Here is a 16,214-nt window from a genome sequence, read left to right on the forward strand (position 1 = left end):
TGGCTTCGTCAAAATGTTTCCCACTCTTCATCGGCCGTAGCCTTGCTGGACTGGCCAGGAGCCCGCTTCACGGGAAGGGGATCGTGCCTCAAGGCGGGGGTGGCAGAACGTGAACGTTCGTTCGAGGTTTCCGCGGCGCTCTCCTGCGCATGAGCAACGACCTGCTCGAGCCCGGCACCACGCAGCCGGAACACGCGAATCGCCCGGTCGAGCAATTCCGCCTGGTGCTGCAGATCGCTTGCCGCCCGCGCGCTCTGCTGCACGCGCTCGGCATTCTGCTGGGTCACCTGGTCCATCTCGGTGATCGCCTGGTTGATCTGGCCGATGCCGCTGCTCTGCTCCTCGGACGCCGCCGTGATCTCGCCCATGATGTCGTTGACCCGCTGCGAGGCCGCCACCACCTCGGCCATGGCGCTCTCGGCGCGCTGCACCTGGCTGGCCCCTTCGTGGATCTCGCTGGCAGAGCCATCGATCAGGCTACGGATCTCCTTCGCCGCCTCCGCGCTGCGCCCGGCCAGGTTGCGCACCTCGCCGGCCACCACCGCGAAGCCGCGCCCCTGCTCGCCTGCCCGCGCCGCCTCCACCGAGGCGTTCAGCGCCAGTATGTTGGTCTGGAAGGCGATCGAGTCGATCACGTTGATGATGTCCTTCATCTTCTCGGCACCGGCGGTGATGCGTTCCATGGTCTGCACCACGCCGTGCATCAGCTCGCCGGTATCGCGCACGCGACTGGCGTTGTCCAGCGCCAGCCCGCTGGCCTGGCGCGCGTTGTCGGTATTCTGCTGCACCGTGGTGGTCATCTCCTCCATGCTGGAGGCGGTCTCCTGCAGCGAGGCGGCCTGCTGCTCGGTACGTGCCGAGAGATCCTCGTTGCCACGCGCGATGGAGCGCGACGCCGGCGTCACCACGTCGATGCCCTGCTGTACGCTGCGGGTAGTGCTGTAAAGGCTCTTGCGCATAGTGTTCAGCGCACCGAGCAGCACGCCGATCTCGTCGCGCGTGCGGTCGGGCGAGCGCACCGCCAGGTTGCCCGAGGCAATCTGCAGGGTGAAATCCACGGCGCGGTGCACCGGCCGGGTGATCGCACGCAGGGTCCAGAAGCCCAGCAGGATCAGGAACAGGATGCCCACCGACAGCGCCACCAGCTGGCCCGTGAGCATCAGGGTCTGGCCGCGCTCAGCCTCTTCCGCCAGCTGATCGGCATAGCCGAGCTTGCCCTCGATCAGCGCATTGATGCTCTGACTGATGCTCTCGACCTCCGGTCGCAGCACATCGTTGTATGCCTCGTAGGCGGCGAAACCGCTGCCGTCGATCAATGCCTGCAACGTGGGGCGGATACCGCCATCGACGGCAACACCGAGCTGAGCCTCGAGCATGGCGATCGTTTCGCTGGCCATGTCCTCGCCTTCGAGGAAACTCTCCCAGGCGGTCTCAACGCGCTCGACAATGCCTTCGGATTCGTCTGCCAGCGCCTGGATCTGCTCCAGGCGCAGCGCCCTAGGGTTACGCACCGGGCGTTCCAGGTCGGTCATCAACTGGCTCAACAATTGGTCGATGCGCTGCAGAGCGGCAATGTCCTGCACTCCATTGCCGTTGATGAAGGCGACACGATCACCCGACACCTTGAGGCCGTAAAGCCCCACTGCCCCGCTGAGCAGCAGCAACAGCACCGGCACCAGGGTCAGGGTGACCAGCTTGGCGCGGATGGTATGGACGTTGAGCCGCGACAGAGCGCCCAGCGCACCGCGCCGCACGAGCTGGCCCTGCTTGAACACCAGCTTGCGCTGACCCTCACGAATCCGGGCATAGGCGCGCGCCGCCGCTTCGGCGGTTGCCGCCTCGACCGGAGTTCGCACCGAGGTGTACCCCTGGCACTTGCCCTCTTCCAGAATCGGCGTGACCGTTGCCCGAACCCAATAGTGGTCTCCATCCTTGCGCCGATTCTTGATCACCCCCTGCCAGGTGTCGCCTTTCTTGATGGTCTTCCACAGGTCGTCGAAGGCCTCGGACGGCATGTCGGGATGACGAATCAGGTTGTGCGGAGCGCCGATCAATTCTTCATGATCGTAACCGCTGACCTCGACGAACGCGGAGTTGGCATAGGTGATCCGCCCCTCCAGGTCCGTACGGGTGATGAGCAGATGTTCATCGCCCAGCTTGTATTCACGCTGTGTTACCGGCTGATTGTCACGCATCGTTATTATCCTTTGCCGCCTGGTCTAAGTGAGTCCCCTGCCAACACCCTTTAGAACGTTTCCCACTCCTCTTCGGAGGCCTGCTTGTGAGGCTTGGCCTGCGTCCGCTTGGCGGGGAGCGGGTCGTGTTGCAAGGCTGGCGTGGCCGCCGGTGTCCGAGCGGATCCGGCCGGCCGCTCTACGGACTGCTTGGTGTCAGGGATCGTCTCGGGGCCGGCCCCCTGCAGACGATAGACGCGAATGGCCTGGGCCAGCTGCTCCGCCTGGTGCTGCAGGTCGCTTGCCGCCCGCGCACTCTGCTGCACGCGCTCGGCATTCTGCTGGGTCACCTGGTCCATCTCGGTGATGGCCTGGTTGATCTGGCCGATGCCGCTGCTCTGCTCCTCGGATGCCGCCGTGATCTCGCCCATGATGTCGTTGACCCGCTGCGAGGCCGACACCACCTCGGCCATGGCGCTCTCGGCGCGCTGCACCTGGCTGGCGCCCTCGTGGATCTCGCTGGCAGAGCCATCGATCAGGCTACGGATCTCCTTCGCCGCCTCCGCACTGCGCCCCGCCAGATTGCGCACTTCGCCGGCCACCACCGCGAAACCGCGCCCCTGCTCGCCTGCCCGCGCCGCCTCCACCGAGGCGTTCAGCGCCAGTATGTTGGTCTGGAAGGCGATCGAGTCGATCACGTTGATGATGTCCTTCATCTTCTCGGCACCGGCGGTAATGCGCTCCATGGTCTGCACCACACCGTGCATCAGCTCGCCGGTGTCACGCACGCGGCTGGCGTTGTCCAGCGCCAGCCCGCTGGCCTGGCGCGCGTTGTCGGTATTCTGCTGCACCGTGGTGGTCATCTCCTCCATGCTGGAGGCGGTCTCCTGCAGCGAGGCGGCCTGCTGCTCGGTACGTGCCGAGAGGTCCTCGTTGCCACGCGCGATGGAACGCGACGCCGGCGTCACCACGTCGATGCCCTGCTGTACACTCGCGGTAGTGCTGTAGAGACTCTTGCGCATGGTATCGAGTGAGCCGAGCAGCGCGCCGATCTCGTCACGTGTCTGCTTCGGCGTCTGAACCGCCAGGTTGCCCGAGGCGATCTGCAGGGTGAAGTCGGCGGCGCGACGCACCGGCCGGGTAATGGCGCGCATGATCCACACGCTGATGACGAGCAGCAGCACGAAGCCGAGGGCCATGAAGCCCAGCTGAACCATGAGCATCTGCCGCTGCCCCTGCTCGGCCGCTTCCGCCATGCCCAGGGCGGCGATACGCTGCTGGTCGATCAACTGATTGACCAGTCCGGTCAGGGTCTCGGCACGCTCACGCAGCCCGGCCGTCTCGTTGTTCAAGGCCATCATGGCATCGAAAGCCTCCTCGCCACCCAGCGCCTCGGCCATCGGACCGAGTCCCTCCTGCATGAAACTCTCCAGTGCGGTATCGAACTCCAGTGCCAGCTCGGTGCGGTTGACTTCGCGATCCATATAGTCGTCTCGCAGCCCAGCCAGCCGGTCGGCGATACCGGTGAGCTCCTCGGCATGCTCGTGCCGGCTACTCAGGATTTCCATGCGCTGCTCGGCGCTCAGCCGCTGCGGCCCCTCGCCGATGAGCTGCCCCAACTGCTGCAGACGAATCACGTCCTGCAGGCCGTCCCGGTTCAACTCCGCCAGACGCTGCCCCGAGGCCTCCAGGCCATAGAGGCCGACAGCCCCGCTGACCGCCAACAGCAGCAGAGCCGAGAAGGTGAGCATGGAGAGCCGAGCGCGGATGGAGTGCAGATTGATCCGCGCAAGCCAACCCAACGGGCCGCGACGTATCACCTGACCTTGGCGAACGGCGAAGCCGGAGCGCCCCTCGCGCATGCGCGCGTAGACACGTTCCGTCGCCGCGACGACGCCGGGCTCGACTTTCGTGCGCACCGAGGTGTATCCCAGGCACTCCCCTCCCTCGATGATCGGCGTGACCGTGGCACGGACCCAATAGTGATCGCCGTTCTTGCAGCGGTTCTTGACCACGCCTTGCCAGGTATCGCCGCGCTTGATCGTTTGCCACAGGTCGGCGAAAGCCGCCGATGGCATATCGGGGTGACGAATCAGGTTATGCGGTGAACCGATCAATTCATCACGGCTGTAGCCACTTACCTCGACGAAAGCGTCATTGGCGAAGGTGATCTTACCCTCGAGATTGGTGCGGGTGATCAGCAGCTGTTGATCATCCAATTTGTGCTCACGCTGTGTAACCGGCTGGTTGTTGCGCATTGTAGTTTCCTTGCCGATTCGGCTCGATCAGGGCGGAACGGCAGCTGTTACGACTCCGTCCCTGCGTTGTCTGGCATGCGTCCAGGTGGGTCAGAATGATGCCCACTCTTCTTCTTGAGACGTCTCGGCCTGCCTGTTCGCTACGTTCTGGCTGCGCTTGGCAGGCAGTGGATCCTGCTGGGCGGGCAAGCCACCGCGCCCGGTCTCCTTCCTCGCTTCGTTCCTCACGCCCTTCTTCACTTCCGGACGCCCTTGGTCCTGCTGACCAGCCAGGCGGAAGCGCAGCACGGCCTCGCGCAGGCGAGCTGCTTCAGCCTCGAGCTGGGTCGCTGCCGTGGCGGCCTGCTGCACGAGTGCCGCGTTCTGCTGGATCACCTGGTCCATCTGGGTCACGGCCTGATTCACCTGGCCGATGCCGTTGCTTTGCTCCAGCGAGGCAGAAGCGATCTCGTCCATGATGTCGCTTACGCGCTGCACGGCGGCAACGATCTCACTCATGGTCTGGCCGGCCTGGTCCACTCGTGCGGTACCGACGTCCACCTTTTCGAGAGAGGCCTTGATCAGGGTGCGAATCTCGCCTGCAGCCGACGCGCTGCGTCCGGCCAGGCTGCGTACTTCCTGTGCCACCACGGCGAAACCACGCCCGTGCTCACCGGCACGCGCCGCCTCGACTGAAGCATTCAGCGCCAGGATGTTGGTCTGGAAGGCGATGCTGTCGATGACACCGATGATGTCGGAGACCTTGTGCGAGCTTTCACTGATGTCGTGCATGGTCGAAACGACCTCGCCCACTACCTCGCCTCCCTGGACAGCAGTACGCGATGCCTCGCTCGCCAACTGGCTCGCCTGGCGCGCATTGTCGGCATTTTGCTCCACGGTCGAGGCCAGTTGCTCCATGCTGGAGGCGGTTTCGGCCAGCGAGGCAGCCTGCTGCTCGGTTCGGGACGACAGCTCGCCGTTGCCCTCGGCAATCTCCTGCGCCCCCAGGTAGATGCTCTCGCTGCTGCTGCGCACGGTGCCGACCGTGCCCGACAGCCCCTCCTGCATGTGTCTGAGCGAGGTGAAGAGGCGTCCGATCTCGTTGTTGCCCCGGCTCTCCACCGGCTGGGAGAGATTGCCCTGTGCCAAGCCCTCGAAATACCCGACCAGGCGGGCTAGCGGGCGCAGCACGTTGACGCTGATGCCCCACACCACAATCCCCATTACCACAACCGACCCCAGCAGGACGGCAACGATCGCCAGGCGTATCAAGCCGGCCGTGGCGGCAAACGAGGCCTGATTGGCCACGCCTGACTCCCCTGCATGAGGCGCCATGACGGCCACGGCCGCACTACCTTGCTGCAGGGCATAGAGCCCCAGGACACTCAGTACGACCAGCATCGCACCGAAGAACAGCAGCACCAGGAACCAACTGGCCCGAACTGTCAGGTTGTCGATTAACTTCACGTCATCCCCTTATCAGCGGCGTGCGAAAAGCAGTCCTTTCCAACAACATCGGCATGGGCGAGGCAAACTTGAGTCCGCCTCTATTCAGCCACACGATCGACCAGCGCCATCTCGTCGCTGGTGAGCAGCTTGTCGATGTCGACGATGACCAGCATGCGGTCCTCGAGGCTGCCAAGCCCACTGAGGAAGTCCGAGGACAGGGTGACGCCGAACTCGGGTGCCGGCTTGATCTGGTCTGGTGACAGGGTCATGACGTCGGACACCCCGTCGACGACGATACCGACGACCCGATCCTCGACATTGACCACGATCACCACCGTCTGCCCGCCGTACTCCACCTTGTCGAGGTGAAACTTGATACGCAGGTCGACGATCGGCACGATCACGCCGCGCAGGTTGGTGACCCCCTTGATGAAATCAGGCGCGTTGGCGATTCGCGTGACGTTCTCGTAGCCGCGAATCTCCTGCACCTTGAGAATATCGACGGCATATTCTTCATCGCCCAGTGAGAACACCAGAAATTCACGGTTGTGGGCTTCGGCAGCGGCGAGTGCCGCATCGTTCGTCTGGCTCATGATCAGTTCTCCAGCGCGTTTTCGGTCAGGACTTCAAGTGTCTGCAATCCACGTTCGGGCCGGCGTTTTTCCTTCTTGGCCCGGCTGAGGCGGTGCAGGCCGGTAATATCGAGGATCAGCGCCACACTGCCGTCCCCCAGGATGGTCGCCGCGGAAACCCCCGGCACCTTGCGATAGTTCGTTTCCAGATTCTTGACCACCACCTGCTGCTGGCCGACCAGATCGTCCACCAGCAAGGCATAGCGACGGCCCTCCCCCTGCACGATCACGGCGATGGTTTCGGTCAGGGTGGTCTTGGCGTTCGGCACGTCCAGCGCCTCGTGAACCGCCACCACCGGCAGGTACTCGTCGCGGACCTTGAGCACCACGTCGTCTCCCGCCATGGCATACAAGTCTTCCTTGGCCGGCTGCAGCGATTCGAGCACGGCGGACAGCGGCAGAATGAACATCTCGTTGCCGACCTTGATCGACATGCCGTCGAGGATTGCCAGCGTCAGCGGCAGCACGATGCGGATGGTGGTGCCTTCGCCCGGCGTGGACATGATCAGTACATGCCCCCCCATGCCCTGGATGTTGCGCTTGACCACGTCCATGCCGACGCCGCGCCCCGAGACGTCCGTCACCTCCTTGGCAGTGGAGAAACCCGGAGCGAAGATCAGCTGCCACACCTCGTCGTCACTCATGGTGTCGGAAACAGGCAAACCGTTTTCGCGCGCCTTGGCCAGCAGCCTGTCACGATTGAGGCCGGCGCCATCGTCGATCACCTCGATGATGATATTGCCGCCCTGATGCTTGGCCGACAGGATCAGCTTGCCGGTGCGCGGCTTGCCGGCCGCCTCGCGCACGTCGGGCGGCTCGATACCGTGATCGAGGCTGTTGCGCACCAGATGCGTCAGCGGGTCGATGATGCGCTCGGTCAGGCTCTTGTCGAGTTCGGTCGACTCACCTTCGGTGACCAGCTCGATCTCTTTGCCCAGCTTGCCGGCGGTCTCGCGCACGACACGGGGAAAGCGGCTGAAGACGAAGTCCATCGGAATCATGCGGATCGACATCACCGACTCCTGCAGATCCCGTGCATTGCGCTGCAGCAGGCTCATCCCGTTGAGCAGGGCGCTGTCGGCGACGCCTTCCATTTCGCTGACGGTCTGGTCGAGCATCGACTGGGTGATGATCAGCTCGCCCACCAGATTGATGATCTGATCGACTTTGTCGACCGACACCCTGATAGAGGTCGATTCCCCTCCGCCCTTGGCCTTGCTCTTGGCCTTGGCGGACTTGGCATCTCCAGCCGGCTTGGCCTCCCCAGCTGATTTGGCAGCCGCCGGCTTCGGCGAAGGCGCCTCCGGAGGAGTCGGCTGCGCTGTCGGCTGCTGCTGGGCTGGCGCTTTCTTCTCAGGCTCCGGGGCATCGGCCGGGCTGGCCGACACGCCACCGGCTGAGCGAATCTGAACCTGATCGGCATCGACGATGAAGCACATCACCGCCTCGATATCGTCGTTGCCCACCGACGAGGCGAGCGTTACCTCGTAGCACGCCTCGTCGCCGCCATGGGTGATGACCTCGCCCAATTGCCCCAACTCCTCGACGAGCAACTGGCGGTCCTTCTCTCCCACGTTGAGCAGCGTCACGATGCAGTGATTCGAGTCCGCCTCAATGTCCGGTTCGTCCGAGGCGACAGGTTCCGGCTTCGGCTCCGGCTCCGGCTTCGCCTGAGGTTTTGGCGCGGCCACAGAGGTGCTTCCCCCCTCGAGGTCCTGCCCGATCTCCTCGAGCGCCAGCCGCTGCAGCGTTTCGCAGATACGCTCGAAGGCCTCCTGGTCGGGCTCGTCGCTATTGCGATAGGCGTCTAGCTGATCACTGAGCATGTCCTTGGTTTCCAGAAAGATGTCGACGATATCCCGGCGCAGCTTGAGTTCGCCCTTGCGGGTATGGTCGAGCAGGTTCTCGAACAGGTGCGTCGTTCTCTGGAGCACATCGAAGCCGAACGTACCGGCGCCACCCTTGATCGAGTGGGCCGCCCGGAAAATGGCATTGAGCTGCTCGGTATCCGGCGCGTCCACATCGAGCTCCAGGAGGTAGCGCTCCATGTCGGCCAGCAGCTCTTCGGCTTCCTCGAAGAAAGTGTCATAGAAATCCGTGATATCCATGCGCTTCACCACCTGGTGTCAAGATTTGGTTTTCTGCTGCCCTCTACTCTCTGCGCCCTATTCAGGGTTGAGAGTACGGCGCAGGCCTTCGGTAAATTGCTGCACGGGTGCCAAGTCGACCTCGCTCTCGAGGCGTGTGCTCATCGGGCTCGGCACACCCGGACCATTCAGGATGCTCGGCCGGCGAATGTAATCCGCCACCTCCGGCAGCAGCACCAGCAGTTCGATCCGGCGATTGTCTGCATCGAAAGGATCGGTTTCGGGCAGCAGTACGCGGTCAGCAAAGCCGGATACCCGCAGCAGCTTGTCCGATTCGAGCCCACCGGCAACCAGCTCACGGCGCGAGGCATTGGCCCGGTCGCTGGATAGCTCCCAGTTGCTGTAGCCTCGATACCCACCCGCATAGGGACGGCTATCGGTGTGCCCGCTGATGCTCAGATCGTTGGGCAGATCGTTGAGCAATGGCGCAATGGTACGCAGCAGGTTACGCATGTAAGGCTCGACGCGATCACTGCCGATGGCGAACATCGGTCGCTGCTCGGTATCGAGCAACTGGATGCGAAGCCCTTCGGGGGTGAGGTCGAAGCGCATCTGCTGACGCAGTTCACGCAGTTCGGGATCGGCCTCGATCACCGTCTCGATGCGCCGCTGCAGGTCCATGAAGAAGCGACGCTGCTGCTCGCTCGGGCGCGTGAACTCTCGGGTATCGATACGTGCACGCTCGCCATCGCTATGAGCAGGATCGGGCCCCCCACCTGGAATGACCAGGGTACTACCTGCCCGATCACCGCCCGAGACGGCACTGACCAAAGGCGTGCTGAAGTAATCGGCGACGCCCTCTCGCGCCTCCGGACTGGCGACCGAGAGTATCCACATCACCAGGAACAATGCCATCAGAGCCGTCATGAAGTCGGCGAGGGCAATTTTCCAGCTACCGCCATGGTGAGCATGGACGACTTTCTTGCGCCGAATGATGATCGGTCGCTTGTCTCCTCCCGCACTCATTCTGCTGCCGCACCCGACTTGGCGTTACGCACGTACTCCTCGAGTTCGGTGAACCCGGGGCGTTCGGCCGTATGCAGCGCCTTGCGACCGAACTCCACTGCCAGCTGCGGCGCATAGCCGTGCAAGCTGGCCAGCAAGGTGATGCGGATACACTGCAGCATCTTTTCCGCCTCCTTGATCTGACGCTCGACATGGCTGGCGACCGGGTTGATGAAGCCATACCCCATCAGGATGCCGAGGAAGGTACCCACCAGGGCGTGGGCAATCATCTCTCCCATCTGCTCCGGCCCTGCATCGGCATAAGTGAGCGCCTTCACCACGCCCATGACGGCTGCGACGATGCCGAAGGCGGGCATGGCGTCACCCACCTTGGCGATGGCATCCGCCGGGATGTGCGCTTCCTGTTCGAAGGTCTCGATCTCATGGAGCATCAGCTCGTCGATCTCCATGGGATCCATGCCGCCCGCCACCATCAGCCGCAGGTAGTCGATGAGGAAGTTCATGATCATCGGGTCGGCTAGCACCATGGGGTGCTCCTGGAACAGCGCGCTCTCCTGCGGACTGTCGATGTCGCGCTCGATGCCGAGCATGCCCTCGCGACGAATCTTGGTCAGCAGCTTGAACTGCACCGCCAAGAGCTCCATGTACATCTGCTTGTTGTATTTCTTGGTGCGCCTGAGCTTGGGCAGGATCTTGAAGGTGGCCTTGATCGCCTTACCGTTGTTGGCCGCGATGAACGCCCCCACGCCGGCCCCCCCGATCATCAGCAGCTCGGTAGGCTGAAAAAGCGGTCCAAGAAACCCCCCCGCCAGCACGAAGCCACCGAAGACGCACAGTACCACCACGAAGTAACCCAGAAGAATCAGCACATCCGATACCCTTCAATAAATGCAAGACGTCGTTATCACTGCATATCGGCCAAGCGACGCCACACTTGAGGCCTGTCGGCCAAAAAGAGCGCTTCGACTTCCCGCACCGCATCCAACCTTTCTCCGAACAGCAAGACGCCGCCCGAAGGCGGCGTCTTGCTACGCAGGTTCCGTGTCAGTCGCAGACCATCGTCAACCGACTCGCTTGATCGAAGCCTCACGGCCCACGGCTTCCTCCGCTTCACGTTCGCGGCGCTTGCGGGTCTTGCCGGCGCGTGAAGGCGGCATACAGATACCGCAAACGTAGTCGTGGTCCGGCGTATGGGCATGGGCAACGAAGTGGCCATGGCAATGATTGCAGGTAGACAGCTGCAGCAGCTCGCTCTCGAAAAACCTGACCAGCGTCCACGCACGGGTCAGACCCAGCACCGGCTCGGCCTGGTCGATGCTGACCTGCTCATTGTACAGCCGATAGGCCGTAACGAAGGCCTGCATCCGCTCGCACTTCTGCCCCTCGACCAGGCTGCGATAGATGTTATAGAACAGCGAGGCATGCACGTTCGGCAGCCAGGTAATGAACCAGTCGGTAGAAAACGGCAGCATCCCCTTGGGCGGAGACATGCCGCGTACTTCCTTGAACAGGCGAATCAGACGTGCGCGACTCAGGTCGGTTTCGGTTTCCAGCACCTGAAGCCGGGCCCCCAGCTCGATCAACTCGATGGCGAGTTGGACCTGCTGCATTTCCTCGACGAGGCTTTTCTGCGACATCTTCACACCCCCCGTGACATGGAGGCGTTACCACGGCCCGCCATCAGCAGCGAGGCGTGGAACTGCGACAGTCCATTGTCACGGGGGTTATCGATCACTTGACGCAGCTGCTCGACGCCTTCGAAACCGAAATGGCAGAGCAGTTGATTGGTTCGAGCCAGGCGGGTCAGCTGGGCAACACCGAGGGATACGAGCAGATCAGCGGTTTCGTCGTCGATCTTGAGACGAAACATGGCCGCAGCACGATCATCGTTGAGCAAACGCTGAGCCAGAAGAAGATAGGCAAGATTCAGCTCCTGGATCTCGTCCAGGTGGTTCGTGTTCATCATTCAGTTTCCCTGCACGCTGTTGATTCGCGTGTCCTTTGTTTTCTTGTAACGTACTTATTCAGGACGAACGGCCTAGAGATACGTCGGTTGGTTCAACGAAGCACCAGGCTGCACCTGATAAGGACATATCTCACACACAGGCATTGTGACCACTGTTTTAATACCTGCCAACCTCTCTCAACGCAAGATCTACTCAGACAAAAAGGTGAGATGGCTAAGCTCTAAGGACTATTTTGTTAACGCCTTGTACGGAAACATAAAAAAAGACACACGAAAGGCTTGACAAAGCGTATGAGACGAAACTTCGTTTACAATTTTTTACAAAAACAAGGGTATTCGTTTCAACGCTGGCCTTGCGCTTCGGCAAGCTCATACACCCATACGAGCAGCTCGGCAATCACCTGATACAGCATTGGGGGGATGCGCTCATCCAGGTCCAACCCCATCAGCAGCGCGACCAGCTCGGGGGCATCGTGAACGTAGATCCCCTGCCGCCTGGCCTCGGCCAGAATCCGCTCGGCCATGTCGCCATAGCCTTTGGCCAGGACCCGCGGGGCATCGTCACCCTCGCGGTAAGCCAGTGCCACTGCCTGGCGTCGGCGCTCAGGCTTCGCTTCCGTCATCCCTCCCTCCCCTCATTCTCAGTCCCTTTCCCACAGACGAGCATCGACCAGCACCGTCGCAAGGCCTGCTTTCTGCAGCCTATTCTCAAGCTGCGGCAAGCCGCGCTCAAGCACTTCCAGGCTGGCATCATCCCTGGCCAGCAGCTGCAAGCGCACCTGCTTCTCCTGCAGCCACATCGCTACCCGAATCTCCCCCAGACTTGGCACCGTCAGCTGGAGCTCGGAGTGCCAGGTCTCCTGCTGAGCCTCCTCCTCGCCCTGTGGAGCGCCTTCATGCTCATGACGGGCACCAGCCGGTAGTTGAATCATCAAGGCCATGAAGATGCCGGACCAGACGTCACCCTCCCAGCGCAGGACAGGCGCCACGAGCATCTCGAGCTGGTGACGCACCAGACCCTGGAGGCTTTCTTGTACCGACTCGCCACCCGTTGAGCGCGCACGAGCCAGCGGTTCGCCTGCCTCGCGCCCCGCCTGCTCCATCCCTTCGGTACGTGGCGCAGCCGATTGGCCCGTGTCACGTACCTGGCCGGTAGATAGGGGCACCTCAGCCCTCGCACTCTCGCCACGAGCCGCAGAAGGATAAAGCGATTCGGTGGCAACATAGGCGCTGGCTGCCGCATTGGCCTGCCCCGGGAGTGACGGCCCAGGAAGGCTTGCTCCCGGCGCAGGCGGCGCAGGAGGCACTTGTCCGGGCGACACCAAGCCTTGCGCACCGCCAGCCAGCGCCGAATGCGCCCCCATGGCCGGTGCCGCTGCGGGCGCATTCGGCGCTGCCGCTGGCGCGTTTCCCGGCGCTGCCGGCGTAAAGCGCAATGTGCGCAGCATCTGGGGTTCCCGCTCCAGCTGCTGTCGGCTCATCTCACCGCGATACCAGCGAGACAGATGCGCCTCGTAGAACAGGCCGCTGTCGCGTACGCCGGTTTGCAACCGCTCGGCCAGTGCCGAAGCGTTTGGGACTTCCCCCGCGCTCATCAAGGGTGAGCTCGAGCTGAGCACGGATGGCGGCGCTGGAAAACGCACCAACAGGTCGGCGATGGTGCGCGCCGAGGGGCTGAAATGGGTCTGGAAGGAAGCAGCAGGCTGAGCTGGGTCGCTGCGTGGCGTAGCGGCATCACCCCGCTGGCTGGGTGTCGTCGTGCCCTGCAGCGGCACCATGCCCGGGCGGCGCCCTTCGAGGCGTGAGTCGCTATGTAACGCCCGCGGCCCCTCACCCGGGTCGACGGGCCGGACCGGCTCGGTCAGCTCCCGCGGAGGCGCAGTATCGATACGCTTGCCCAACACCTGATGGAGCAGCGTATCGAGCAAGGGCGTGATGCCACTCACGTTGTCCCCGGGCCAAACTTGTCGGAAGCATCGACAAGGGATGCCGCCTGCTTGCCATAGCTGCGATGCAAGTCACGTTGCCGCCGACTGGTATCCATGAGCTGGCCGAGCTCACTGCGGCGCGCCATCAGGTGCTCACGGATCGCCAGATCGTCGGCCAGTATGGCTTCCAGCAGCTCGGCCTTGCTCTGCTGGCTCTCGCGATCGAGTACGGTCTCCTTGTCGAGCTGCTGGATTCGGTCGACAAGCTGCAGGTAGCCGGACTGGCGCTCGATGAGGGCATCCCACTCACCGGCGCGCGCCAGTTCGAGCATGACGGCGACTTGTCGCCTGAGCCGGGTGTAACCGTCGAGGACGGCACGAGTGGTTGACATCGCCATATCAGCCTTGCGCCCCGGCACCGCCTATTTCTCGCCACGCCGAGGCGATATCGTCCAGCAGTTTTTCGGCTTGGTCGAGACTCTCCTGGTCATTGTGCAGGTTGGCTGCCAGTAACAAGCGGGCGATATAGTCGTAGAGCGAACCCAAGCGCTCGGCAACCTCTCCCCCTTTTTCAGTATCGAGAGCCGCCAATAGCCCATTATTGACGATATCGAGCGCCTTCGAGATAGCCTTGCCCTTTTCCGTGATATTGTCCGACTGCATATGGATACGCGCCGCCCGGATGGCGCTCAAGGCACCATCGAACAGCATCACGATCAGCTGGTGCGGAGAGGCGGACATCACGGCACTCTCGACACCCACCCTGGCATAGGCGCCTGCACCTCTTCCGTAAGCGGCAGCTCCTCGCGTGGTAGTCATGGAACATTCTCCGAAATATCGTGGCTGCGAAGCGATCCACGATGTCTATGGCCTGTGGCGAATATTGTGGCAGCCTTGGCGCTATCGGTTCCGGTGAAAAGCTCGCGCCCAAGGGGTTATTTCCTGTTATCGGCACGCGTTGCGAAGACTTTAGTAACGACGGGCCAGCCACCATCCTGCCCATGTCCCAGGGCAAACCGCTCAGGTCGAGACGGGAATCTCCTCTACCATCTCCCCCAGGCGCGACGTGACATCCCCACGTAGCACCTCACCCAGCGCCTCCCCCGGTGGCGCGACCCGTTCGGCCAGCTGCACCTGGAAGGGCTTACCTTGCTGGTCGAGCCGCTGCACCCAGGCCAGCGCGCCACCGGAGAAGCGCACCAATGACCCCACCGGGCGCAGCCCGAAGCGCTGTACGTAGCGCTTTACCCAGCGCGGATCGTACTGACTGGGTGACTTGAGCAGATGCCGGTACACCGCGTCGATGCGCCATGCGGGACGATCGGCGCGATCGCGCCGCATGGCATCCACCGCATCCACCACCGCGCTCATACGGGCCAGCTCGGGCAGCTCATCGCTCGTTGCACCCGCGGGGTAGCCGCTGCCATCGAGACGTTCGTTAATACCCCCCACCACCGCCGTCATAACGCCCGCGGCCAACCACTGGCAGCTGCCCAGCCGCTGCTTCACTAGCGCCACGTGCTCTCTGAGAAGCGTGCGCGCCTCGGGCCCCAGCGACTCGGCTGCCAGCAGACTGGGAGGCAATAGCCCCTTGCCCAGGTCATGCACCATGGCGCTGGCTGCCAAGGCCTTTCGGACGTCTCGCGGTACCGTGCCGGTACCCGCCAATGCCAGCAAGTGCACGGCGACCCCCAGCCCGTGACGCACCAGAAGCGGCTCCTGGCCCAGGCAGCGAGTGGCGAAGAGCAGCGCTTCGATATCTTCCTCGGCCAGTTGCAACAGCATGTCGGCATGACGCGAAAGCTGTACCGAGTCGATGTCATCGCCCTGCCGAAGCTCTAGCAGTTGAGCATCGAGATAACCCGCCACCCGCGCCAGCCGACGCGCCATGGGGGTCGGGTAAGCCTGAAGGTTGCGCCGGCCGACCGGCGCAGCAGCGCTGGCCGACTGACTCTGAAACAGCAACGAGGGCAGGCGGCCGACGTCGGCATCGTCGCCATAGCGGGATGACTCGCGCTCGATCTCGCGCACGAAGAACCACAGCTTGCGCTCCTGCTCGGCACTACAGTGCTCGAACTGAAACCCCACCCTCAGCGCCTGACGATCACTGTCCGCCACCGTGTGACGTGGCACCGCCTGGATCGTGAACCGCGTGTCGTTGGGAAAGCAGAGCTCTATTTCGACCAGCACGGCCTCGGCAAGCAGCGCCGCGGCAGACGATGGCAACTCCAGTTGACAGCCCTGTTGGGACAGGTCCTTGAGATCTCCCTGGGCTGCGGTCTCGCCTTCGGCTCCACGTACGATAGCCCCTACCTCCATGCCCAACCGCAGGCGCGCACGAAAAGCCTCGCGCCGCTGCAGTTCCTCCAGGTAGTGAGGATACTCACAACGGCACTGTACCCTTCCGTCCGATGTGTCGACCTGGATCGACTTGAGTACCGGGCTGCGTATCATTTTGCCGCGTACCTGTCCCAGCAGTCGAAAGCCGGTGCCGCGTCTGAGTTCGCCGACGATCTCTCGCACGGCAGTAATGTCGAGTAGCAGCGTTTGCGGGACGGCCTGTTCCATCACCACCACCGGCAGGGGCGTACTGCCGGGTTTGTCGAGCAGCAGCGACGCGCCGCCAGGCTGGATCAACCGCTCCAGCAACGCCTCTATCTCGCTCGGACTTCCTACTCGAAGAAACTCGTCCTGAACCTGCGCCATGCTCGCCAT

General features: G+C 63.0%; 14 protein-coding genes. All 14 read right to left on the minus strand.

The annotated features are described in order from the left end of the window. Positions 1–8: 8 nt before the first annotated feature. The 14 genes from KPL81_RS09465 to KPL81_RS09530 all read right to left on the minus strand — a co-directional run bounded on the left by KPL81_RS09465 (position 9) and on the right by KPL81_RS09530 (position 16,205). Positions 9–2,195, minus strand: coding sequence for a methyl-accepting chemotaxis protein (locus tag KPL81_RS09465; RefSeq protein WP_219791664.1), 2,187 nt, complete (start codon positions 2,193–2,195; stop codon positions 9–11). Between the two features lie 50 nt (positions 2,196–2,245). Beyond that, a complete protein-coding gene (locus tag KPL81_RS09470; protein ID WP_219791666.1) occupies positions 2,246–4,432 on the minus strand; it encodes a methyl-accepting chemotaxis protein in 2,187 nt (728 codons plus the stop codon). 90 nt (positions 4,433–4,522) lie between these two features. Then, positions 4,523–5,878 (minus strand): methyl-accepting chemotaxis protein, encoded by a 1,356-nt coding sequence (locus KPL81_RS09475; RefSeq protein ID WP_219791668.1) that lies wholly within the window; start codon positions 5,876–5,878, stop codon positions 4,523–4,525. A gap of 80 nt (positions 5,879–5,958) precedes the next feature. Beyond that, the gene (gene cheW, locus KPL81_RS09480; protein WP_209472537.1) at positions 5,959–6,453 is read right to left on the minus strand and encodes a chemotaxis protein CheW; all 495 of its coding nucleotides are present in this window, start codon (positions 6,451–6,453) and stop codon (positions 5,959–5,961) included. A gap of 2 nt (positions 6,454–6,455) precedes the next feature. Then, positions 6,456–8,600, minus strand: coding sequence for a chemotaxis protein CheA (cheA, locus tag KPL81_RS09485; protein WP_219791670.1), 2,145 nt, complete (start codon positions 8,598–8,600; stop codon positions 6,456–6,458). Positions 8,601–8,657: 57 nt separating this feature from the next. After that, on the minus strand, positions 8,658–9,605 hold the full coding sequence (motB, locus tag KPL81_RS09490) for a flagellar motor protein MotB (RefSeq protein ID WP_219791671.1): 948 nt from the start codon (positions 9,603–9,605) through the stop codon (positions 8,658–8,660). Next, a complete protein-coding gene (gene motA, locus KPL81_RS09495; RefSeq protein WP_219791672.1) occupies positions 9,602–10,474 on the minus strand; it encodes a flagellar motor stator protein MotA in 873 nt (290 codons plus the stop codon). The genes motB and motA overlap by 4 nt, the downstream gene beginning before the upstream one ends. 192 nt (positions 10,475–10,666) lie before the next feature. After that, entirely contained in the window at positions 10,667–11,242 is a 576-nt protein-coding gene (gene flhC / locus KPL81_RS09500) for a flagellar transcriptional regulator FlhC (protein WP_209472543.1), read from the minus strand. 2 nt (positions 11,243–11,244) lie between these two features. Further along, the gene (flhD, locus tag KPL81_RS09505) at positions 11,245–11,571 is read right to left on the minus strand and encodes a flagellar transcriptional regulator FlhD (RefSeq protein WP_219791673.1); all 327 of its coding nucleotides are present in this window, start codon (positions 11,569–11,571) and stop codon (positions 11,245–11,247) included. Between the two features lie 341 nt (positions 11,572–11,912). Then, on the minus strand, positions 11,913–12,194 hold the full coding sequence (locus KPL81_RS09510) for an EscU/YscU/HrcU family type III secretion system export apparatus switch protein (RefSeq protein WP_219791675.1): 282 nt from the start codon (positions 12,192–12,194) through the stop codon (positions 11,913–11,915). Between the two features lie 18 nt (positions 12,195–12,212). Next, complete coding sequence (fliK, locus tag KPL81_RS20835) at positions 12,213–13,517, minus strand: flagellar hook-length control protein FliK (protein WP_219791677.1); 1,305 nt, start codon at positions 13,515–13,517, stop codon at positions 12,213–12,215. Further along, positions 13,514–13,891, minus strand: a complete 378-nt coding sequence (locus KPL81_RS09520; RefSeq protein WP_240549156.1) for a flagellar protein FliT — start codon at positions 13,889–13,891, stop codon at positions 13,514–13,516. The genes fliK and KPL81_RS09520 overlap by 4 nt, the downstream gene beginning before the upstream one ends. Positions 13,892–13,898: 7 nt before the next feature. Further along, a complete protein-coding gene (gene fliS / locus KPL81_RS09525) occupies positions 13,899–14,318 on the minus strand; it encodes a flagellar export chaperone FliS (RefSeq protein ID WP_219791679.1) in 420 nt (139 codons plus the stop codon). A gap of 201 nt (positions 14,319–14,519) precedes the next feature. Beyond that, the gene (locus KPL81_RS09530) at positions 14,520–16,205 is read right to left on the minus strand and encodes an HD domain-containing phosphohydrolase (RefSeq protein ID WP_219791681.1); all 1,686 of its coding nucleotides are present in this window, start codon (positions 16,203–16,205) and stop codon (positions 14,520–14,522) included. Positions 16,206–16,214: the final 9 nt, after the last annotated feature.

This window comes from Billgrantia antri (assembly GCF_019430905.1).
Classification (GTDB): Bacteria; Pseudomonadota; Gammaproteobacteria; order Pseudomonadales; family Halomonadaceae; genus Halomonas; species Halomonas antri.

What these genes read in the sequence shown, in the direction of transcription:
- KPL81_RS09510 (WP_219791675.1), bottom strand. Translation starts at nt 12,194, where the DNA reads ATGACGGAAGCGAAGCCTGAGCGCCGACGCCAGGCAGTGGCACTGGCT.
- KPL81_RS09470 (WP_219791666.1), bottom strand. Translation starts at nt 4,432, where the DNA reads ATGCGCAACAACCAGCCGGTTACACAGCGTGAGCACAAATTGGATGAT.
- flhD (WP_219791673.1), bottom strand. Translation starts at nt 11,571, where the DNA reads ATGATGAACACGAACCACCTGGACGAGATCCAGGAGCTGAATCTTGCC.
- cheA (WP_219791670.1), bottom strand. Translation starts at nt 8,600, where the DNA reads ATGGATATCACGGATTTCTATGACACTTTCTTCGAGGAAGCCGAAGAG.
- motB (WP_219791671.1), bottom strand. Translation starts at nt 9,605, where the DNA reads ATGAGTGCGGGAGGAGACAAGCGACCGATCATCATTCGGCGCAAGAAA.
- KPL81_RS09465 (WP_219791664.1), bottom strand. Translation starts at nt 2,195, where the DNA reads ATGCGTGACAATCAGCCGGTAACACAGCGTGAATACAAGCTGGGCGAT.
- flhC (WP_209472543.1), bottom strand. Translation starts at nt 11,242, where the DNA reads ATGTCGCAGAAAAGCCTCGTCGAGGAAATGCAGCAGGTCCAACTCGCC.
- KPL81_RS09520 (WP_240549156.1), bottom strand. Translation starts at nt 13,891, where the DNA reads ATGTCAACCACTCGTGCCGTCCTCGACGGTTACACCCGGCTCAGGCGA.
- fliS (WP_219791679.1), bottom strand. Translation starts at nt 14,318, where the DNA reads ATGACTACCACGCGAGGAGCTGCCGCTTACGGAAGAGGTGCAGGCGCC.
- cheW (WP_209472537.1), bottom strand. Translation starts at nt 6,453, where the DNA reads ATGAGCCAGACGAACGATGCGGCACTCGCCGCTGCCGAAGCCCACAAC.
- KPL81_RS09530 (WP_219791681.1), bottom strand. Translation starts at nt 16,205, where the DNA reads ATGGCGCAGGTTCAGGACGAGTTTCTTCGAGTAGGAAGTCCGAGCGAG.